Here is a 21,091-nt window from a genome sequence, read left to right as displayed (position 1 = left end):
ATGACCGACGCCAACCCATTGGGCGCATCAGATCTCGGCTTGACCGGGTGCGCCTGGTGGTCGCGAAGTCCGCGGCGCGCTATTTCCCTCCGTCGCCGACGAGGAGGACTGCGGGATGCCGGGCACGGTCGCGTCATCCCCATCCGCCCGGGGCGCGGGCGGGTCTGAAGCCGCGGCGAAGGTGACCGGCGCGCCGAACGCGGCCCTCCGGACGGCGCGGCGCAGCGCGGCGAGGACGGCCGGACCGGCGAGGACGATCGCCACGGCGGTGGTGATCGCGCGGCCGGTGTCCCAGCCGAAGGTGGAGGTGACGGCGGTGAACAGGGCGAGGCGGTGCAGGTTCTCCAGGACGGGGGCGCCGGCGACGTAGGACAGCTGGGTGTCCGCGCCGACGCTGAACGGCCAGAACCACAGGTTCATCAGCAGGCCGTAGCCGTAGGCGGCGAGCACCCCGTACCCGGCCAGGACGGCGACCTCGGCGCGGCCGCGCAGCCGGGCCGGGAGCAGGCCGGCGCCGAGGCCGATCCAGGAGGCGCAGAGCATCTGGAACGGCAGCCACGGCCCGACACCTGCGGTGAGCAGGGCGGAGGCGAACAGCGACGTGGCGCCGAGCAGGAACCCGAACCCGGGCCCGAAGACCCGGCCGGCGAGGACGAGCAGGAAGAACACCGTCTCGATGCCCGCCGTCCCCGCGCCCAGGGGGCGCAGGGCGGCGTTGACGGCCGCGAGCACGCCGAGCATCGCCAGGGCTTTGCTGTCGATGCCGCCGGAGGTGAGTTCGGCGAGGACGAGTGCCACGAGTACCGGCAGCATGACGATGAAGACCAGCGGCGCCTCGCCGGTACGGGCGGTGGTCTCCGGGTGGGCGGGGACGAAGAACGGCCAGGTGAAGGTGGCCAGCGCAGCAGCCGACGCGAGGGTCAGCACCACAGCGGTACGCGGGGCGACCCGCAGGACGCTCACGCCGGCGCCCTGGTGGAGGTGAGCGCGGCGGCGACCTGTTCCACTGTCAGCCAGGGTGCCGGGGCGAGGATCTTGGCCACCTGCGGCGCGAACGCCGGCGAGGCGAGCATGACCTCTGCGGTGGTGCCGTCGGAGACGATCTCCCCTTCGGCCATCACGATCACCCGGTCGGCGAGGGTGGCGACGAGTTCGACGTCGTGGGTGGCGACCACCACGGCCCGGCCGCTGCCGGCCAGCATCCGGACGACGGCGGTGAACTGCCGCTTGGCGTGGTAGTCCAGGCCGCGGGTCGGCTCGTCGAGCAGGACCACCGGCGGAGCGGCGGTGAGCTGCACGGCGAGCGCGAGGGCGAGCCGCTGTCCCTCGGACAGGTCCCGGGGGTGGCGGTCACCGGGCAGTCCGGGGACGATCTGGTCCACCAACGCCCGGCAGGTGCCGGCCGGGACGCCGGTCTCCCGGTCGGCCTGGGCGCACTCCGCGTCGACGGTCTCCAGGTAGAGCAGGTCGCCGGAGTTCTGCGGGACGAGGCCGACGTGCCGGCGGGCCTGCCCGGCCGGCAGGGCCTTCGGGTCGACGGTGCCCTCCGGCCCGGTCACGGCGACGGTGCCGCCGTGGCGGGGGCCGCTGCCCTGCACCGCCCAGAGCAGGCTGGACTTGCCGGATCCGTTGCGGCCCATCAACGCGACGACCCGGCCGGCGCGCAGATCGAGGTCGACGCCGGCCACCGCGACGGTCCCCGGATACCGTACGACGATCTTCCGCGCGGTCAGCGTGGGACCGGTGTCCGCGCCCGCCGGGACCGGCGGCGGCGCCACGCCGGCGAGCCGGTGCCGGAGGCCGGACGCTCGTCGGCGGGCGTCGCGGACCGACAGCGGCAGCGGTGTCCAGCCGGCGAGGCGGCCCAGCTCGATCAGGGGTGGCGCGATGTCGATGTGGGTCAGCGCGGTCGCCGGTGTCCCGTCGTGGACGCGGCCGTCGCCGGGCAGGTACAGCAGCCGGTCGGCGTACTGCAGGACGCGTTCCAGCCGGTGCTCGGCCAGGACCACCGTCACTCCGAGGTCGTGTACCAGCCGGGTGACGGTGGCGAGCACGTCCTCCGCGGCGGTGGGGTCCAGGGCGGAGGTGGGTTCGTCGAGCACCAGCACCCGGGGGTGCGCGGTGAGCACCGCGCCGATGGCGACGCGCTGTTGCTGCCCGCCGGACAGCGTCCGCAGAGGCCGGTCGCGCAGGTCGGCGATGCCGAGCAGGTCCAGCGTCTCCTCCACCCGCTTGCGCATCACCGCGGGTGACAGGGCGAGCTGCTCCATCCCGTACGCCAGTTCCTCCTCGACGGTGTCGGTGACGAAGCCGGCCAGCGGATCCTGGCCGACCACGCCGACGACGTCGGCGAGGTCGCGCGGCGGGTGCGTGCGGGTGTCCCTGCCGTCGATGGTGACGGCGCCGTGCAGGGTGCCGCCGGTGAAGTGTGGGACGAGACCGTTGATGGCCCGCAGCAGCGTCGACTTTCCGGCACCGGTACGGCCCGCGACCAGGCAGAGTTCGCCCTCCTCGACGCGGAGCGTCACGTCCCGCAGCGGTGGCGGGCCGCCCTCGGCGTAGTGGACGGTGACCCGGTCGAAAGTGATCATGGACGGTCTCCCGGTGTCGTCGCCGTCGCGGCGCGCTCTCCGTCTGCCGGTATGTCCGTGACGGGGGTCGGCCGGTCCACCGCCGGCGGGCGGCCGGCACGTGCCGCCGGCGGTGGTGGCGGCGCCAGCCAGGTGGGTGCCGCCGCGACGCCGACGGCGAGAACCGTCAGCGGGGTCAGCTGGGGCCAGGTGAGCGGGCTGACCGGTGGGTAGAGCAGTTCCGGGTCCACCGAGCCGGCGAGCATGGTCAGCGCCGCGGCGGCCACCCCGCAGGCGGCCACGAGCAGCTCGGCCGGGCGCCAGCGGTCCGGTCGGTAGCGGCTGCGGCGGACCCGGCGGCCGGCCAGCAGCATGCCGACCACGGCGGCGGTCAGTCCGGCCAGGAGCATCGGCAGCCCCAGGTAGCCGGGTGCGGCGGTGTCGAGCAGCCCGTAGGTGCCGGCACACACGCCGACCAGGCCGCCGAGTACGAGCGCGCCGGTGACGGTTCGCTGCCCGGCGGGCACCGCCGCGGCGCGGCCGTAACCACGGGAGTCCATCGCCGCCGCGAGGGCCAGGGACCGGTCCAACGCGTCGGCCAGCACCGGCAGGGCGATACCGCGCAGCGCCCGCATCCCCCGGCCGGACGCGCCGCGCAGCCGCCGGGCCCGGCGCACCCGGAGCACGCTCTCCACCAGCTGCGGGGCGACCGACAACGCGACCACGATGGCGGTACCGACCGCGTACAGCGCTCCGGGTACGGCCTTGAGCAGCCGTTTCGGGTTGGCCAGGGCGTTCGCCGCGCCGAGGCAGATCAGCATCGTGGCCAGCCGTAGCCCGTCGTAGAAGCCGCCGAGGATCTGCTCGACGGCGACCGGTCCGAACAGGCGGATGCCGGCCGCCCACTCGGGCAGCGGGATCTCCGGCAGCCGGACCAGGATGTGGTCGCCCTGGCCGCCGCCGAACACGATCCGGAACACCACCCGCATCGTGACGATCACCGCGCCGAGCCAGACGTACATGCGGAACGCCAACGCCCACGGCGCGTCGCCCCGGCGGCGCACCACCACCAGACCGGCGACGGCGACGAGCAGGGCCAGCGGCAGCGGATTCGTGGTGTGGCTGGCCGCGGTGGCCAGGCCGAGCGCCCACAGCCACCATGCGCCCGGGTGCAGCCCCCGGGGCAGCCACCACACCGGCCACCGGCCCGGCAGCCGGCCGGCGTCAGCCGTCCGCGACCCGGTGACCGTGGCGTCAGTCATCCGGGTCGGCGGCACGCCGTCGTCGGGCCGCGACCAGCGCGCCGGTGGCGAGCACGGCGAGCAGCAGCACCCCGGCGATCGTGCCCAGCGGCAGGCCGTCGTCGTCATGGGACGCGGCGACATCCGTCACCACCGGCCCGTCGGAGGAGCCCTGCGGTGCCGTGCCGGTGGCGGCACCCGGCGTCGCCGTCAGGGTCGGCGTACCGGCCGTCGGTGACGTGCCGGCGGAGGCCGGTGGGCTGACGGAGGCCGGTGGTCCGGAGGTGCCGGCCGGACGGGTGGGCTCGCCGGGCCGGCCACCGGCGACCGGCGGCGGTGCGGCGGTTCCTCCGGCCGGTGGTGGCGCCGCCGGCCCGCCGCCGGTGGGCGGCGGCGGGGGCGATGGAGGGGGCGGTGGAGCGGGGCGTTTCGGCGCGACGCCGGGACGAGGCGCGTCATTCGCGTTGCGGTTGAGGGAGAACGACCAGCCCTCGAAGCTGCCCGCCGCCGGCTTGCGGTTGAGCACACCCTTGTCGCTGTACGTCCAGCTGCCGCCGTCCGGCGCGTGCCAGTACGACCAGTAGGCGCTCGCAGGTGGGGTGTCGACGCACTTCTCCGTCGCGGCCGACGGCTTGCCGTCGATCCGGCAGATGAACCCCTCGCCCCAGCGCAGGGTTCCGGTGATCGGGAAGCCCGCGTTCTTGAGCGCCGCGAGGCCGGTGGCCTGGGTGCCCGGCGCGCACCGCACCACCGTTCCGCCGCCGAGTTCGTGGAAGTCCACCACGACGGTCACCCCGGAGGCGTCCGGGCAGTAGCCGGCCGACCCGGCGGCCACCGCAGGACTGCCCGGCCCGATCGTGGTGCAGGCGGTGACCAGGGCGACGGCCAGCGCGCCGCGGGCGGCGCGGAGGCTCATCCCGCCCGCCGTCGGCCGAGCACGAGCAGTGTCACTCCGCCACCGATCAGCAGCAGCGCGACCAGCAGGTAGCTGCCGATCGCCGCGCCGGTCGTCGGCAGGCCGCCCAGCCCTGATGCGGCCGGGGTCGTGCTCGGCGGAGCGGCGGTGGTCGGCGGCGCCGCGGTCGTGGGCGCGGATGTCGCCGGAGGGCTGGTCACGCTCGGCGTCGGCCCGGCGGTGCCGGTCGGCGGAGGCGACGTGGTGCGCGTGGGAGACGCGGTGGGCGTGGACGGCACGGTGGGCGAGGCCGTACCGGTCGGGTTGGGATGCGACGTGGGCGGCGGGTCGAGGCCGATCCGGCCCAGCGGGACCTGGGCCAGCCCGAGCAGGGCCTGCGCGGTGGCCCGGCGCCACTGGTCCCGGTCGGTCTCGGTGATCCCGGCCGCGGCGGCGGCCGTGAACCCGTCGGTGTTGTAGGCGATCGCGCCGGCGTCGGCGGCGGCCGCCCCGCCGTCGCCCGCGGTGAGCTGCAGCGCGGCCAGAGCCTTCGCCGCGCGGGCGGCCTCGTCGTCGCGGCCGGCGGCGGCGAGCGCCTGCCCGGCCAGGCCGGTGCTGTTGGAGTTCGCGCCGGTGGTCGGTCCGGAGCCGCCGAAGGAGCCGTCGGCGTGCTGCTGGGTGACCAGCCAGTCGGCGCCCTTGCGGGCGGCGTCGCCGGCGCCGGTGGCGCCGTCCTCGGCGGCGGCCAGCAACGCCTGCACGGCCATCGCTGTCGAGTCGACGTCGAGGGTGGCGCCGGGCTGGTCGTCGCAGGACGGCGACGGCCCGTCGGCGGCGTCCGGGTAGAGCCGGAAGCCACCCGCCGCGCACTGCTGCCGGATCAGGAAGTCCACGGTGTCCTGCGGCAGGTCGCCACTGCGGACCAGGCCGAGCACGGCGAAGGACTGGTCGAAGGTGTTGCTGGCGTCCGGGCCGCTGTCGGCGGTGGTACGGCTGGTGATCCGCCCCCGCTGGTGCCCGGCGTCGGCCGTGGCGATCAGCGACAGCGTCTCCGCCCGCAGGTCGTAGCCGCCGAAGTCGGTGGGGTCCGCGTCGGCGGCGGCCGCGGCGTAGAGCAGTTTGGCGGTGGCACCGCCGTCGGTGAAGCCCTCGATGCCCCAGTCGTCATAGCTGTTGTAGGAGCGTACGTGTCTGGCGACCTGCGCGGTCGCCGCCTGCCGGGCCAGCGCGTCGACGCCGGTGGCGGACAACGCGACCAGTCCGTCGATGGTCAGCCCCCAGTCCTCGGGGGTGAACGGGCCGGGAAGCGAACCGTCGGTGAACTCGCCGGCCAGCCAGGACGCGGCGTCGCGGGCGGCGGTGACGTGGGCCGGGGCGGGTGCCGCGACAACGGCCGGCGGGGTGACGGTGATCGCGGCGAGAGCCGTCACCGTGGCCATACCGAGACCGGTGGTGAGACGCCGGGACAGGGGCATCAAGGGTGCCTTTCGCAGAGCGGTCGGTGAAACCTCCGGAAAGCACCCCGAGAAACGGACACCCCGCTCCGCGTGCTGCGGTGGGCGGGGTGGTCGGACCTCGGCGGTCCGGACTTCACCCTGTAGACCTCGACAGTGGAAGCCGCTCGTCCCGGGCGGGGCATTCCGGCTCGCGAAAGGGGGACTCTCGCTCACGGTTGCGGGTCAGCGCCGGCTTCGAACCGGCTTCCCCCCGCACGGGACGTATGCAGTTGTGTGCCCGGCGCACCGGGTGCCGCCACCGTACCGCTAGGGCGCGCGACGACGCCAGAGCAGTTGCCGGCACCCGGTGCGCCGCCGGTCACACCGTTCGCAGCAGACGGTTCAGGGAGCGGCGATGCTCGGCGGGGCGCCGGCGCCGAAGGACCAGCCCTCGACGCTGCCCGGCGCGGGGTTGTAGCCGGTCGCCCCCGACGTGCTGTAGGACCAGGCACCGCCGCTGGACGCATGCCAGTACGACCAGTACGCCGTGGCCGGCGGGGTGTTGACGCACGGCTCGGTCGCGGCGGTGGGCTTGCCGTTGATCCGGCAGACGAAGGCCAGGCCCCAGCGGGCGGTGCCGGTGACGGTGAAGCCGGCGGCCTGGAGCGCGGCCAGGCCGGTGGCCGGATCGCCCGGCGCACAGGCGACCTGGACGCCACCGCCGAGCGCGGCGAAGTCGACGACCACAGTGACTCCCGAGGTGCCGGCGCAGGCGGCGGCGTGCGCCGCCCGGGGTGCGGGTTCGACTGCGGTAAGCGCGACGCCGGCCACGACGGCGGCCAGCAGGCCGGCCAGCCAGGTGCGGGCTGTGGAACGGTGACGGAACACGGGTCCTCCTGTGATCGGGTGAGCGGCGAAGGGGTTCACGGGCAGGCGAGCGCCGGTGCGCCGGGGTCGGCACCGGCGGCGGACAGACGGGCGTACCCGATCCCGGTGAGACCGAGGACGGCCTGGGCGGTGGCCCGGGGCGCGGTGGCCGGGTCGAAGCCGCCACCGTCGAAGTCGACAGCGCCCCGGTCGGCGGGCGCCCCGGCGCAGCCGACCTGGAGTCCGGCGAGGAACGCGCGGGCCCGCGCCCAGGCCGGCAGCCGGTGACCGTCGCGCAGGGCCTGCGCGGCGAGGCCGGTGCTGTTGGCGTTCGGTGTGCCGGCCGCGTTGGTGAAGCCGCCGTCGGCACGCTGAACGGACACCAGCCAGCGCAGCCCGGCGGCGGCGTCGGCCGGACGGTCCGCGGCGCGCAGCGCCTGCGTCACGAGCGCGGTGGCGTCCACGTCGGACGTGCAGACCGGTTGCGCGGGCAGCAGCGGGTAGCCGCCGTCCGGACACCGGGTGCCGGCCAGCCACGCGGCCGCCGCCGGAGGCGCCCCGGCCGCCGTACGGTCCAGCGCCAGCAGCGCGAAGGACTGGCTGAACGCGTTGCTGTAGTCGCCGTACGCGGACCGGTCGCTGAACCGGCCGGCCGGCGTCTGGAGCGAACGCAGCCGGGCGAGCAGGTCCACCCCGCCGACGTCGGCCGGGTCACCCCCGCGCACCTGCACGGCGAGGGCGAGCTTGGCGGTCGCGCCCGCGTACGCCTCGGAGACACCGTCACCGAGGTAGCCGTCGCGGATGTCCGGCCGGGTGACCCAGGCCAGCGCGTCGGCGCCGTGGTCGTCGGCCACGCCGGCGGCGGCGAAGGCGAACACGGCGTCGAGGGTCAGCCCCTGGTCGGGGTAGGCGACACCGTCGAAGACCGCCTCGAAGCGCTCGCCGTCGACGAGTTGCCGGGCGAGCCAGCCGCCGGCGGCCTCCGGGCGGGTGAGGGCGGCGCGCTCGGGGGCGGCGACGGCGGGTGTGGTGAGGGTGAGGGCGGCGAGTACGCCGCAGAGGAGCGCGAGCAGGCGGTGCCGGCTTCGGCGGACGACCATCGGAAGCGCCTTTCCGGCCCGGCGGTCGTCGAAAGCCCGGACGACCGCGGCAACGCCGCGTCGACCGGGACTCCGACCCGTGGGCCACGACGGGTGGGGAGCGGATACACGCGTACGACGGGTATTCGGGCTCGCCGCCGCAGTTCCCTGGGCGGCCTACCGTTGCGGGCCAGCGCCGGATTTCGACCGGTCTTCCCCCGCACGTACACGCGGTGGTTCAGTTGTCGCGACAGTCTGCTGTGGCCGGAGCGCCGATGTCAATGCGCCAGGAACCGGCCACGTGCCGTGACGGCCGGCGGAGTCGCCCGTTTCACATCCCGGCGCCGAGACGTCGTCCCGGCGCGTCCGGGTGAGGCGCGCCGGCGGAGGACACCCGGTGGAGACCGGGCGTCCTTCGCCGTGGGGTCACTGCCGGCGGGGCGGGGAGCCGGTCATCGGCGGAACGGCCCGGTGACGCAGTAGGTGATGCCGCCGGAGGACGAGCCGGTCGTGCCCCGTTGCGACGAGAAGTACAGCCGGTCCCCCGCCGGGGTGAACGCCGGCCCGGTGATCTCCGAACCGCTCTGTCCGGTGATCCGCAGGAAGACCGAGATCTTGTCGTCCGGCGTGATCATGCAGATCTCCATGTTCCCGCCGTCCTCGGCGACGTACAGGTCACCGGCAGTGGACCCGGTGATGTTGTCGACCCCGGTCAGCGGAGGGGTGCCCGGACTGACCAGGTTGTCGTCGTAGGCGAGCTCGTACGTGCCGGCAGCCAGGTTGACCTGCCACACCCGGTTGTCGCCCTTCGTGGTGAACCAGACGGTGTCATCCGCGTAGTGACAGCCCTCGCCACCGTTGAACGTCTTCGCGCCGGACACCTGCTGCCGGGTCGGGGTGGGCGAGCCGTCCGGATCGGGCACCGTGGCCCAGGTGAACGTGCCGGAGGTCGCCGTGCCGGCGCGGAAGACCTGGAGGGTGCCGGCGGAGAGGTCGCCCCAGGTGGCCGGCACGAACCGGTAGAACTTCCCGTCGGTCTCGTCCTCGGTCAGGTAGACGACCCGGCGGACCGGGTCCGCCGCGGCCGCCTCGTGCTTGAACCGGCCCAGCGCGGGACGCGCCACGGCGGTCCCGCCGAGGGGGTACGTCTCGAAGACCCGGCCCAGGGACACCTCCTCGCAGGAGAGCCAGGTGTTCCACGGCGTCTTCCCGCCGGCGCAGTTGTTGTTGGTGCCGGAGAGGATCCGCGACGCCCCGATCACGGCACCGCTGGAGTCGAAGACGAGGCGTGAGGCACCGCCGCCCGCCCCGGCTGACACCTCGGAGTTCGACACGTAGATCCAGCCGCTGCCGTTCGGGAACACGGCGCCACCGTCCGGAGCGTCGTGCCAGGTGTACGACGTCCCCGGCACCGTCCGACGGGATCGCGCGACGATCGAGCTGGTGAAGCCGGACGGCAACTGGATGCCGTTGGCGTCGGCGGGCTGGAGCCCGCCGTAGGGCCCCGCCGCGTTCTGCGCCGGGGCCCCGTACGCCGCCGACCACGCGGTGAACGGCAGCGCGACAGCGCCCGCACCGACGACAGTGGCCCGCAGCATGGCTCGACGATCCATGGAACCTCCTCGGTAGGTTCCCCAGATCTGACCGGGCGGAGCTTACGCACATCGATCTGCTGGATGAACGTCGATGGACGCCTCGGTGCGAGACCGGTCAGCCCTTGCGCCACTTCTGGTTGGCCGTGCCCCCGCAGTCCCAGAGCTGGAGCCTCGCGCCGTCGCCGCCGTTCCAGTCCTTGATGTCGACGCACTTGCCGGCCTGGAGGTTGACCAGGTCTCCGGCCGCGTTCAGGGTGAACTGCTGCGCGCCGGTGCCGTTGCAGGTGTAGAGCTGCACCGCCGCCCCGTTCGCGGTGGACCCGGCGTCGATGTCCATGCACTTGTTGTTCTGGCTCTTGAGCGCCGTGCCGCTGAACGTCCACTTCTGCGCGTTGGTGTTGTTGCAGTTCCACATCTGCAGCGGCGCGCGGTCGACGAAGGTGGAGCTCGGCACGTCGATGCACTTGTTGTTCCAGTTGCTGACCACTGGCACCCCGGTGGCCGGGGTGCCGCCGCCACCGCCGGTGAACGGGCTGAGGATCAGTCCGGCCGAACGGGGGTCGCCGTCGTGCACCAGCGACTCGAATCCGCCGACGTCGTCGAAGGCGAACGCGTACGCCCGGCCGTCGGTCATGTTGGCGTGGATCAGGCGGGCGTACTGGTTGGTGGGGTTGCTGCGGTAGAAGTCGGCGGCGTTCGTACTGGGCTGGGTGTCGATGGTGCCGAGCGTGCCGCGGTTGAGGGCGGCGCAGAGCGTACGCGAGATCGGACCGACCACCTGGTCGTTCGGCGCGGGCAGGTCGCCGTCGCAGCCCCAGACGCTGGCCGAGGAGGGCCGGTTGAAGGAGGCCACGACCTGGCCGCTGCCGTTGGTGAAGGTCATGGTGTTGCCCGAGGTGCGGCCGTAGTACCGGATGGCGGGCTGGTCGGCGAACGGCGCCACGGTCAGGGTCTTGGTGGTGTACGCGTTCCACGCGGACGCGATGTACGAGTCCAGGTACGTGGTGCTGAACAGGCCGGCCCCGGCCGCCTTGCCCGGAGCCAGGACGCGCAGCACTGTTCCGTCGGAGCGGGTGTGGACGGTGCCGGCCCAGCCCGGCTGCGCCCGGATCCCGTCGATGACCGCGTCGCGTCCGTTGGCCACCACGTCGCCGGTGCGCTTGGTGACGCCGGTGGCGCCGGTCACGGTGACCGCGTGCGGGATCGCGAACATGTCGACCTGGGAGCTGTTGAGCCACAGCCCGGAGTCGTTGTAGGTGAACTCGCTCCAGTCGAAGAGGATGTCGCGGTTCGCGTCGCCGGCCGCCCAGGGCGCGGGCTGCACCAGTCCGTCCGGGGTGAGGAAGAACTTCAGCTTCTGCCCGAGGGAGAAGTAGGCCCGGCCGGAGAAGCCGCGGGGGAACTGGATCGTGGTGCTGCCGCCGTTGCCGGGGCCCGGTATGGAGACGTCCGGGGCGGGCGACGGCGGGATCTGCCCGCCGGTCCACGGCACGAAGGCGCCGCCGGAGGTGACGTAGCCGAGCCGGCCGGAGGAAAGCTGGACGCCGATGACGTAGAGGTAGACCGGGTCGCTGCGGCCGGTGGTGTTGGTGACGGTGACCGGCAGCAACGCCGGTCCGACCGCCTGGGCGGGCGTGGCGACGACGGCGCCGGTGAGCCCGGCGAGCAGGGCGGACGCGGCGGCGAACAGCCTTCTTCGGAGACGCATGGCGACACCTCGCGGGAGACAGGGGGGACGGGAGAGCGCTCTCTCAGCAGGGTCCAATCGTTAATTTCGTTTGTCAATAGGTGACTACCGATGGATGCAGGGGTCACGGCGCTGGTGACCGTCGCGGCGCGGCGTACGGGAACCCGCTCCCCCTCCCCCGGACCGGAGCCGGCGCACGATGAGCGCCGGCTCCCCGGCCGGGCCGGGTCAGACGGCCAGCGCCCGGCGGCACCTGGCGAGTTCCGCCCGCAGATCCCGCCGTAGAGCCCGGTCCAGGCCGGGCTGGGCGAGCGCCTGGGCGAAGTCGCGGGCCGCCTCGTCCCACCGGCCCAGCCGGGCCAGGGCCGTACCCCGGTTGTAGCGCGGCACCGGCGCCTCCGACAGCGCCACCGCCCGGTCCAGGTCGTCGAGCGCGGCGGCCACGTCGCCGCGCTCGAACCGGGCGGCGGCCCGGTTCGTCCACGCCTCCACCAGCTCGGGATCCCCGCTCAGGGCCCGGGTGAGCAGTTCGTCGGCCTCGGCGGGCCGGCCGCGCTCGGCGAGGACCAGGCCCAGGGTGCACAGCAGCGCGGGATCCTGCGGAGCGCCGGCCAGCCCGGCCCGCGCGCCCGCCTCGGCGGCGTCCAGCGCGCCGCGCTCCACGTGCAGGTTGACCAGGGCGATCCGGGCGTCGAGGTGCCCCGGTTCGATGGCGAGCACCCGCTCCAGGTCGGCGCGGGCCCGCTCGGGGCGGCCCCGTTCCTGCTGGAGCACGGCCCGGTTGTAGTACGCCTCGGGCAGGTGCGGTCCGAGCCGGATGGCGGCGTCGTAGTCCCGGATCGCGGCTCGGGTCCGGCCCGCCGCCCGGTGGAGGGCGGCGCGGTCCACGTAGTACTCGCAGTTGCCGGGGTCGTGGGCGATCACGGTGTCCAGGTCGGCCAGCGCCCGGGCCGGATCGCCCAGCGCGAGGTGCACCTGCGCCCGGTTGTGGCGCAGCCGGGCCAGATCCTGCGGGCGTTCGCCGGGGCCGAGCGCGGCCGTCAGCCGGGCCAGCCCGTCGTCGACGAGCCGCAGCGCCCGGTCGGGCCGGCCGGCCCGGCTGTCCAGCAGCGCCAGGCCCTGCTCGTAGAAGACCGTCGACAACAACCGCTGCCGCGGGTCGGCCAGCTCGGCGGCGAGGTACAGCGCCCGCTCCAGCCAGTGCCGGGCCAGCGCCGGGTCCTGGTCGGCCGCCGGCAGGTGCCGGGCGTGCAGCATGGCGGTGGCGTACGCCGCCGACATCGTGATCTTCGGATCGTCGGTGGCGGCCCGCGCCTCGTCGTAGAGGTCGAGCGCCTCGGCGGCCCGGTTCAGGGCCGCCAGGGCGGTGGCCAGGCCGGTGGTGAACGCCCACCAGTGCCGCAGGTCGCCGTCGGGGGTGACCGCCGCCCGCCCGCGCCGGGCGACCCGGGCCGCGTGGTGGTAGTAGCCGCGGGCCAGGCTGTCGCCCAGGTCCCGCCGCAGCGCCTGCGGGGTGCGCTCGTGGGGCGCCGGGTCGGGGGCGCCGTCGTCGCGCAGGTCGAGGCGCACCGGTGCCGGACCGAGCCGGCGGGCCAGCGCGTCCAGCAGTTCGGCTGTCGTCTCGTCGGCGCCGGCGACGTGGTCGAACCGGACGGTGACGGGCCGCCGGAGCGTGCCGGCCCACTCCGCCACCAGCTCCGCCGCGCCGTAGGCCAGGCAGGCGGTACGGCGGGCCGGGTGGAAGCGGATCGGCTCCTCCTCGGCGGCGGGCCGGGCCGCCGGATCGAGCCGGGGGGCGATCGCGTGCAGTTCGACCGCGTGCCGGGCGGCCAGGCGGGGCCGGTCGGCGGCGACGCGGGCGAGGAAGGCCGAGACCCCGGCGTACGGTCCGTGGTCGCGGTGGCAGTCGTAGCGCTCCGCCCCGTCCGTCACCGCAGGGGCCAGCGCCGCAGGGGCGGGCGCCCGGGAGCGCCCGCCGGGCCGGCAGTTACCAGCACCACTCGATCCACAGCCGGCGTGCGCCGGACACCAGACGGAGTGCAGTCGTGCGACGGATGGTCATCGTCCTCATAGGAACCTCCGATGTGATGCACCTCAGGGCTGGCCCAGAGCGTAATGCCGGTCGATGGAAATAAGAAGGCTTCTCGCGATTCGCGGGCGGCTGATCGCACCGCCACGCCGAACGCCGCCGTCGCGGCGCCGGCTGCTCCGCTGCCGAGCAGGCGTACGACGGTCAGCGCGACAGCATCCGGCGGACCCGGCTGCCCACCGCCTGCTTGACCTGCTCGCGCAGGGGCTGCGCGCGGCGTGCCTTGAGCTTCTGCTGCAGCGTCTGGTTCTCGTCCCGCAGCCACTGCATGCGCGCCAGCAGTTCCTCCGTGGTGCTGGCGGAGGCCGGCCGGACCGCCGGCGGGTAGACGGTTCGGCGGACCTGCTCGTCGAAGCGGGTCGCGCTGTCCCCGTCGGCGAACGACAGGCCGAGGTCGTGCTTGGCGAGGAACGCGGTGATCCGCGCGAAGCGCTCCTTGTGGCCCTCGTTCAGGGCCGTGTAGTCGGCTTCCTCGTAGAGCTGGGCGGCGTCGACGTCGGCCGGCACGTCGCGCATCAACCGGTGCGGAATGTCGAAGTAGCGGGCCAGTTCCAGGGTGCGCGAGTCGTGTGCGAGGAGATAGCCGGGAGTGCCGGAGATCAGCGCCGTGATGGTGCCGTGGATCCGGGTGCCGAAGGCGAAGTCGAATCCGGCGAGATACTCCATCCAGGGCCACGGGTCCATGAACATCCGCACCTTGTCCTCGACGAAGAGCGGGTGTGAGGTGTGGATCGGCATGTCGTCGGTCTTGCCGCGCAAGTTCGGTGCGTCGCCGTAGAGCAGGGTGCCGAGGGCGTACAGGCCCTGCGCGATGTAGCGCAGGTTCGGGTAGCGCTGGTGGTGGCGGCGGACGAGCGGGGCCAACGCGCGGACGTACGGCGAGATGACGAACGCGAGCCGGTCCTCGGTGTCCAGGGCCGCCTTCGCCTTCTCGACCCGGAGGCTGTCGCCGTGCAGGAACATCGACGGGCAGCCGATCTGCTCGACGGCGGAGAAACCCAGCTTCCGCAGGTAGTTCTCGCTGATCTCGCCGCGTACGCCGATGCTGTGCGACCGGTCCAGCACCGCCCGGCAGAACGCCGTCACCGGCTCGTCGATCGGGCGCAGGGACTCCAGGCCGCCGTCCACGTCGGTCTGCGCTCCGACCCCGAGCACCACCACCGGGATCTTGAGCCGCTCGATCAGCCGGGCCATCGACGTCAACCGGTTCGCGTAGTCGTGGCGGAACGCGTTCGCCAGCGGGATCACGAAGACGTCGTACTTCTCGTTGATCTCGTCGGCATCGCGCGGGTCCGCCCGGAACCGCGACGGGGTGATCTCCGCCGTCGAGGTGGCCAGCAGCTTGTGCGCGGCGTGGCTGAAGACCAGGTTGCCGCTGTTCTTGCCGATCCAGTCCCGCTCGTAGGTCTCCTCGGCGGTGACGACGTCGAACGGGCCCTTGCGGGCTCGCAGCAGGATCCGCTGGTGCATCCGGGGTGTCCACCCTTCGTCCCGGACGCCACGGCGCCCGGCGAGGCCGAAGCGGCGTATCCGGCCGAGCACAGCCCCGTTCCGTGCAGGAACAGAGATCCTACGCCTTGACACAGAGAGGTGCCGTCAGCCCCACCCTTCCCCGGGTCGGGTCAGGCGGCGTGAACCGCTGTGGTGTCCGCTGCGGGCCGGCCGTAGCGGCGGCGCAGCCGGGCCTCGGCGCGGGGGTTGCGATTGGCGAGGTTCAGGTCGCCGCCGTAGTGCGCCAGAACCCGTGGGTTCATCACCCGGTACCACAGCGGCGGGACGAGAGCGAGCAACACCATCGAGGCGTAGCCTCCGGGCAGTCGCGGCGAGACGTCGAAGCTGCGCAGCGTCTGGTAGCGGCGCAGCGGGTTGGCGTGGTGGTCGCTGTGGCGTTGCAACTGGAAGAGGAACACGTTGGTGACGACGCGGTCACTGTTCCAGCTGTGCCGTGGGTCGACCTTCTCGAAGCGGCCGGTGGCGGTGCGCCGGCGGCACAATCCGTAGTGCTCGAGGTAGTTGACCGCTTCCAGCAGCGAGAAGCCGACGATCGCCTGCAGGAGCAGGAAGGGCACGAGCCGCCACCCGAACACGGCGATCAACAGGGCGAAGAGCACGACTGTCATGAGCCCGGCGTTGAGCAGGTTGTTGCGCAGCGTCCACGGACTCCTGTGCCGCAGCCGGAAGCGGCCGATCTCCAGCCGCCACGCCGAGATGAGGCTGCCCCAGACCGTACGGGGCCAGAACGCGTAGAAGCTCTCCCCCAGCCTGGCGCTGGCCGGGTCCTCCGGTGTGGCGACACGGACATGGTGTCCGCGGTTGTGCTCGACGTAGAAGTGGCCGTACCCGGTGGGCGCGAGCGCGATCTTCGACAACCACCGCTCGACCGTCTCGCGCTTGTGGCCGAGCTCGTGTGCGGTGTTGATGGCCAATCCGTTGACGATCCCGATGGTGGCGACCAGGCCGGCGGCACCGGCGACACCGAGGCCGCCGCGCGTCCAGACCCATGCGCCGAGCAGCAGGGCGGCGTACTGCACCGGCAGGAACAGGAACGTGATCCAGCGGTAGTAGCGGACCTCCTGCAGGCGGCGGGCGATGTCGTCGGGCGGGTTCTCTCCGTCGTCACCGAGCAGCACGTCGATGATCGGGATGAGTCCGAAGACCACCGCCGGGGTGAGCCACCAGGCAGCGGGGCCCGCGCCGGCCCGCCACGACGCGTACGCCAGAAACGGCAGCACCGGCACGAGGAGAGCCAGTGGCCACAGGTGCTTCTTGCCGTCACGCCAACCGGCGGCGACTGATGGAGCATCGATCGAGGTCTGCATGTGCCGCCTCCGGAGTGTCGAGTGCTGCGTCGACTGTCACACGGATAGCCATGCTTGACAATATCTAGCTCCGCGTCAATTCCGTGGACACGGAGGCAGTGTGTGTCCAGTCGATAGACTCGGCGCACCATGGCCGCCCCTCCGCCCTATCGCCACACCGCCCGCCGGCACCTGCGTGACGCGGTCATCACGGCCGGCCGCGACCTGGCGATCGACAGCGGCTGGGACGCGGTACGAATGGCCGACGTGGCGGCCCGCGTGGGCGTGAGCAGGCAGACGCTCTACAACGAGTTCACCAACAAGGCCGGACTGGCCGACGCCATCGCCCACCGCGAGATCGACCGGTTCATGGACGGTGTGCGGGAGGCGTTGTCCGCCCACGGCAGCGACGTGCGAGCCGCGATCCATGCCGCGGTCACGTTCGTCTTGACGCAGGCCGGCACCGACCCGCTGGTCAAGGCCGTCCTCAACAGCGCCCGAGGCACCGACGCCCTGCTCCCCTACCTGACCACCCGCGCCGACCTGGCCCTGGCCGCCGCCGTCACGGTGCTGAGAGAGTGGGCGGGCGCCCACCTGCCCCGGGTACCGCCCGATGAGGTCACCGTCGGCGCCGAATCGCTCGCACGACTGGTCGTCAGCCACATCGTGCTGCCGACCGCGCCCGTCGACCACACCGCCGGCACCCTCGCCGACCTGGCGCACCGCTTCCTGGACCCGCCGCGCGCGTGAACGAGCGCATCAGCTGGGACGCGGGCGTCGGCCGGGTGCGTACAGCGGCGGACGACCGGACGTGCCCGAGGGCCTCCTCGGTCGAGTCCGGCCGCCACGGCGGGGCGGGGTGGCCGGCGGTCGCCACCCCGCCCGGGCGCGACTCGCCCCCTTCAGGCCACCGGGCCCGCCGGTCGATCGGCGCCGAAGTACTCGGGCCGGCTCACCCAGGCCTCACTGACGAACATGACGCCGGGCCGGTGGGCCAGGATGTCGCGCAGGCCGACGACGACCGGCTCGGCCCGCTCGAGCGGCAGCACGGCGATCACCATGACGAGTCCGGCCCGGTCGTTGAAGAGCAGCCGGCCCTCGTGGGTGCCGTGGTGGCCGAAGCCGGAGACCCCGCTGAGGCTGGTCCAACCGCTCACGCCGGAGGCGTGCAGCAGCGTCCGGACGGCGTCGACGTCATCGGCGCGGGTCACGACCTCCACCTTGACCATGCGCGTCAGTCCGAGCTCGTTCATACGCTGTACTCCTTCTCTGGGTCGGGGGCCGGGAGCGGCGTGGTGCGCCGGGATCCGCCCGGGTCACTCCATTCGCCGGTACGGGGGTCGACGACGGTCAGGGACATCCAGCCGCCGTCGATCAGCTGACGCAGGGCCGGGTTGCGGCCGAGCACGGTGTCGACGAGGTGGTGCGGGGCGTGGACCACGGCGAGCAGCCGCAGCGGGTCGTGCGCCGGCCGTGTCCCGTCGTCGACGGACTGCAGCGGCAGCCCGACACGCAGGTCGCCGCCGGATCCGGAGAGGACGCCGAGCGCGTCGCCGAGGACGGTGTGCACGGTCTTGGTGCCGGCGCCGAGGCGGTGCGGATCCACAGTGGAGAAGTAGTACTGGAGGTTGATCCAGGACGCCACGACGAGCGGGCCCGTCATGATCGTCTCCAGCGCGACCGCGTCCGGATCCGCGGTCCAGTCGTAGGAGTGCAGGAAGGTGCGGCAGCCGAGATCGCGTCCGGCGGTCAGATCGCGCGGCGCGGCGATGAACGCGGCATTGCCGGCCAGCGCCCACTCGGGCCGCACCTGGGCCCAGTCCGAGGCGCGGCCGGGCAGGTGGCGGGGGCCCGGCCGGCCGGGCAGCCGGGTGGCCCGTTCCGCGCGCAGACCCGCTCCCGCCTCGGCGAGCCGGCGCGTCAGGTCGTCGACGTGCGGGCGCAGCCGGACGGGGACGGTGTCGACATCGAACAGGCGCACCTCGTCGGTGACGGTGTCGTGCTCGCCGGCCAGGACGTGGGTGTCGGCGGGCAGGTGGATCCCCCGGGCGACCAGCGCCTCACGGATCTCGGGCCGGTTGAGCAGCGCGGCGACCAGCCGGGCGCTGACCCCGCCCCGGTTGCCGCCGCAGGCGCCGCAGTCGAGCGCGGCGGCGTAGGGGTTGTTGGTGCTGGTGGCCCCGTGCCCGCAGAGCAGCACCAGCGGGGCGAAGCCGGTCGTCAGCCCGACCGTGCGCAGCGTCGCCTCCGCGTAGTAGACCTGCTCGTCGAGGGTCAGGGCGGCGGCGAGGTCGGCCACCGTCGGCGCGGTGTCGTCGGCGGGTGGTGCGAACCGGCCCGGCGCCACGGCGCGCACCGCCAGGGCGGCGGTGGCGAGCACGCCGGCGACCTCCACGAAGGCGAACGCGCCGACCGGGTCGGCCTTGGCCGAGGCGAACGCCCGGCGCCACGCCTGCCGGGCCCGCCGGCGGCGTACCCGCGCGGCGTCGGCGGTCTCCTCGACGGTGGCCACCGGCCGCATGAGCACCGGGCAGCGGTCCCGGCCCCGGGCGGCGTCGGCCGCCACGGTGCGCACGGGTAGGCCGAAGAAGCCGGCGAAGCCGTAGGTGTCCACCGGCCCGGCCGCCTCCAGGTGCCGGCGCAGGCCCTCGCTGCGCACGTCGATGCAGAACACCGCCTGGGCGAGCGGGGTGACGCGGGCGGCGCGGCGTGGGCGCGGCCGCGTCCCGTGGTCCAGCCGGTTGCGCAGCCGACGCCGGTATGCGTGCTCCGCGGCGGCGAGCCACACCTCGGCCTGCCGCGCCGGGGACAGCTCGGCCACCACGTCGCGTACCACCGCCACCGTCTCCTCGGGCAGCAGCGCCAGGGCCGGCGCGTCGACGCCGAGCGCCGCGACCAGCCGGGCGAGAGCTGCGGGCTCGTCCGTCCCCGGCGCACCGGCGGCCGGTACGGTCCCCGCCGTCCCGGCGGTGGGCGTCGACACGGCGGTCGACGTCGCGGCGGTGGGGGTCGTCGCGGCGGCCACCGCTTGGAGCGTCGGCGGGACGCCGAGGTGGCGGTGGGTGGCGGTGCCGGCCAGCGCCAGCTCGTAGCTGAGCCGGACCGCGAGCAGGTCCACCGGGGTCAGGTCCGGTCGCTCACCGGGACGCGTCTGGGACCAGCGGGCGTAGCCGGCCCAGCCCGGCAACCGGAGCAGGGACCGGGTGAGATACGCCGGCCAGGCCGCCGACGCCACGCCGAGGGCGCGCAGGAGCAGGGCGACGGCCCGCTCGGGCTCGGCGGGCAGCGCGGCGACGAGCGCCCCCAGGCCGCTGACGCCCGCGCGGTCGCCGCCGGCCACCCGCCGCCAGCGCGCCCAGCAGCTCTCGTCGGCCGGGCCGGGAACCGGCCAGCGGGCGGCCGGACGGCCGCAGTGCGCCGCGCACCAGCCGGCCACCAGTTCGTCGACGTCGGCGCCGATCCGGGTACCCAGGACCCGGTCGAGCGACTCGGCCAGGGTGAGCGGGTCCGGGTCGGCCTCGACGGCGGGCCGGGTCATCGCGAGCCGGCGCCGCGCCACGGCGAGCAGGTCGGGTGGCGGGGGCGGTCCGTCGTGCACCGGGTGGGACAGTGCGGCGATCTGGAGGTCCACGGCCGTGATCGGCCGTCCGCCGAGCGTGACCGGCGCCGAGGTCGCCGGGGGGAGCACCGCGGTCAGGTCGGCCGGCTCGATCTCGCCGTCGCGCAGCCGCCGCCGGTACTCGTCGGCCGGCAGGTGGGTCCGCGCGCCGCCGAGCGCCCGCAGCTCGGCGGTGGCCCGCGCGAACGGCACCCGCTCCCGGCCGGCGAGCGGGTTGACCGCCACGAACGTGTCCAGCGGCCAGACCGCGGCGACGTGGTCACCGGCAGCGGCCAGCGCGGCGACGACCCGGACGGCGTCCGACCGGTCGGACACGTCGCGGCGGCGTACGGCGGTCAGGGCCCAGGCGGCCGGCTCCCCCGCCGCCACGCCGGCGGACCGGCGCCACCACGCGCCGGCGCCGTCACGCCAGGCCCACCACCACAGCGCGGCGCCGTGCCGGCGCACAAGGAACGCGCCGGCGACGGCCACCAGGGCCAGCGTGACCGCCGCGACGCCCATCCCGGCGTCCGTCACCGAGGTCGGCAGCCCCAGCCAGCGGGCGACGGCCCGACCGGCGACCAGGTAGCCGCCGGCCAGCGCGCCCGCCGCGAGGGTGATCGCGACGGCGGTCCGCGCCGGCACCTCGCGGTCCGCGAGCGCCGTCCGCACCGCGGTCAGCGCGGCCGCACCGGCCAGGACGGCGCTGAGCAGGCCGCTCGGGCTGGCGCCGAGCGACAGTTCGGTGAGCGCCACGGCGGCGAGCACCGCCGCGCCGGCCAGCGCCACGGTCCGGGTCCGGGGCGGGCCGACCGGGCCGGGCGCGGCCGCGGTCCGCGCCTGGGCCTGGAGCGCGCCGCCGGCGGACAGGAACGCGTACGCCTTGTAGACCGCGTGCCCGACCAGGTGCACGGCGGCCAGGCCGAACGCGCCGAGCCCGCACTGGGCGAGCATGAAGCCCATCTGCGCGATCGTGGACCGGGCGAGGGTGCCCTTGACGTCGGTGCGCACCGCGGCGAACACCGTCCCGGACACCGCGGTCACGAGGCCGGTCAGCACCATCGCCGGCATCACGCCGGGTGCGGCGACCACCACCGGCGCCAGTGTGATCATCAGGAAGCCGGCGACGTTGACCATGCCCGCGTGCAGGAAGGCGGAGACCGGGGTCGGGGCGTCCAGGGTGTACGGCAGCCAGCGGTGCGCCGGCACCTGGGCCGATCGCACCGCGCCGGCCAC

Annotated in this window: 15 protein-coding genes and 2 riboswitches; of the genes, 1 reads left to right on the top strand and 14 read right to left on the bottom strand. The window is 74.4% G+C overall.

Annotated elements, in window-relative coordinates; translation table 11 throughout:
- Nucleotides 1-27: 27 nt before the first annotated feature.
- From ACPCK6_RS10975 to ACPCK6_RS10920, 12 genes are all read right to left on the bottom strand, one after another.
- Nucleotides 28-963 (bottom strand): ECF transporter S component, encoded by a 936-nt coding sequence (locus ACPCK6_RS10975; protein WP_396884370.1) that lies wholly within the window; start codon nucleotides 961-963, stop codon nucleotides 28-30.
- Complete coding sequence (locus ACPCK6_RS10970) at nucleotides 960-2,591, bottom strand: ABC transporter ATP-binding protein (RefSeq protein ID WP_423481027.1); 1,632 nt, start codon at nucleotides 2,589-2,591, stop codon at nucleotides 960-962. The genes ACPCK6_RS10975 and ACPCK6_RS10970 overlap by 4 nt, the downstream gene beginning before the upstream one ends.
- Nucleotides 2,588-3,832 carry an energy-coupling factor transporter transmembrane protein EcfT gene (locus ACPCK6_RS10965; RefSeq protein WP_423481026.1) on the bottom strand — a complete coding sequence of 415 codons (1,245 nt, stop codon included), beginning with the start codon at nucleotides 3,830-3,832 and terminating at the stop codon, nucleotides 2,588-2,590. The genes ACPCK6_RS10970 and ACPCK6_RS10965 overlap by 4 nt, the downstream gene beginning before the upstream one ends.
- Nucleotides 3,825-4,727, bottom strand: a complete 903-nt coding sequence (locus ACPCK6_RS10960; RefSeq protein WP_423481025.1) for an SCO2322-related protein — start codon at nucleotides 4,725-4,727, stop codon at nucleotides 3,825-3,827. Before ACPCK6_RS10960 ends, ACPCK6_RS10965 begins: the two co-directional genes overlap by 8 nt.
- Nucleotides 4,724-6,181: a prenyltransferase/squalene oxidase repeat-containing protein gene (locus tag ACPCK6_RS10955; RefSeq protein WP_423481024.1), complete on the bottom strand. Its 1,458-nt coding sequence runs from the start codon at nucleotides 6,179-6,181 to the stop codon at nucleotides 4,724-4,726. Before ACPCK6_RS10955 ends, ACPCK6_RS10960 begins: the two co-directional genes overlap by 4 nt.
- 158 nt (nucleotides 6,182-6,339) lie before the next feature.
- Nucleotides 6,340-6,413, bottom strand: a riboswitch (cobalamin riboswitch).
- A 131-nt stretch (nucleotides 6,414-6,544) separates the two neighbouring features.
- A complete protein-coding gene (locus tag ACPCK6_RS10950; protein ID WP_318334639.1) occupies nucleotides 6,545-7,030 on the bottom strand; it encodes an SCO2322-related protein in 486 nt (161 codons plus the stop codon).
- Between the two features lie 35 nt (nucleotides 7,031-7,065).
- A complete protein-coding gene (locus tag ACPCK6_RS10945) occupies nucleotides 7,066-8,109 on the bottom strand; it encodes a peptidase (protein ID WP_423481023.1) in 1,044 nt (347 codons plus the stop codon).
- Between the two features lie 99 nt (nucleotides 8,110-8,208).
- Nucleotides 8,209-8,342, bottom strand: a riboswitch (cobalamin riboswitch).
- Between the two features lie 198 nt (nucleotides 8,343-8,540).
- Nucleotides 8,541-9,701 (bottom strand): alkaline phosphatase PhoX, encoded by a 1,161-nt coding sequence (locus ACPCK6_RS10940; RefSeq protein WP_396884363.1) that lies wholly within the window; start codon nucleotides 9,699-9,701, stop codon nucleotides 8,541-8,543.
- Nucleotides 9,702-9,798: 97 nt separating this feature from the next.
- Nucleotides 9,799-11,391 (bottom strand): beta-1,3-glucanase family protein, encoded by a 1,593-nt coding sequence (locus tag ACPCK6_RS10935; protein ID WP_423481022.1) that lies wholly within the window; start codon nucleotides 11,389-11,391, stop codon nucleotides 9,799-9,801.
- Nucleotides 11,392-11,598: 207 nt separating this feature from the next.
- On the bottom strand, nucleotides 11,599-13,302 hold the full coding sequence (locus ACPCK6_RS10930) for a tetratricopeptide repeat protein (RefSeq protein WP_396884361.1): 1,704 nt from the start codon (nucleotides 13,300-13,302) through the stop codon (nucleotides 11,599-11,601).
- 301 nt (nucleotides 13,303-13,603) lie between these two features.
- A complete protein-coding gene (locus tag ACPCK6_RS10925; RefSeq protein WP_423481021.1) occupies nucleotides 13,604-14,929 on the bottom strand; it encodes a polysaccharide pyruvyl transferase family protein in 1,326 nt (441 codons plus the stop codon).
- A 152-nt stretch (nucleotides 14,930-15,081) separates the two neighbouring features.
- On the bottom strand, nucleotides 15,082-16,278 hold the full coding sequence (locus ACPCK6_RS10920; RefSeq protein ID WP_396884359.1) for an alkane 1-monooxygenase: 1,197 nt from the start codon (nucleotides 16,276-16,278) through the stop codon (nucleotides 15,082-15,084).
- Nucleotides 16,279-16,407: 129 nt separating this feature from the next.
- Here ACPCK6_RS10920 and ACPCK6_RS10915 point away from each other — a divergent pair, with 129 nt between their 5' ends.
- Complete coding sequence (locus tag ACPCK6_RS10915) at nucleotides 16,408-17,007, top strand: TetR/AcrR family transcriptional regulator (RefSeq protein ID WP_423481020.1); 600 nt, start codon at nucleotides 16,408-16,410, stop codon at nucleotides 17,005-17,007.
- 152 nt (nucleotides 17,008-17,159) lie between these two features.
- On the opposite strand, the gene ACPCK6_RS10910 is transcribed toward ACPCK6_RS10915, so the two are convergent.
- Both ACPCK6_RS10910 and ACPCK6_RS10905 read right to left on the bottom strand, forming a co-directional pair.
- Nucleotides 17,160-17,510, bottom strand: a complete 351-nt coding sequence (locus tag ACPCK6_RS10910) for a DUF190 domain-containing protein (RefSeq protein ID WP_423481019.1) — start codon at nucleotides 17,508-17,510, stop codon at nucleotides 17,160-17,162.
- Nucleotides 17,507-21,091, bottom strand: a 3,585-nt coding sequence (locus ACPCK6_RS10905; RefSeq protein ID WP_423481018.1) for a putative inorganic carbon transporter subunit DabA, incomplete at its 5' end; no start/stop codon positions are given. The genes ACPCK6_RS10910 and ACPCK6_RS10905, both read right to left, overlap by 4 nt.

It is taken from the genome of Micromonospora sp. AB353 (assembly GCF_049538395.1).
Classification (GTDB): Bacteria; Actinomycetota; Actinomycetes; order Mycobacteriales; family Micromonosporaceae; genus Micromonospora; species Micromonospora aurantiaca.
The sequence above is the reverse complement of the archived record's forward strand: the minus strand, read 5'-3'. Positions and strand labels throughout refer to the sequence as shown.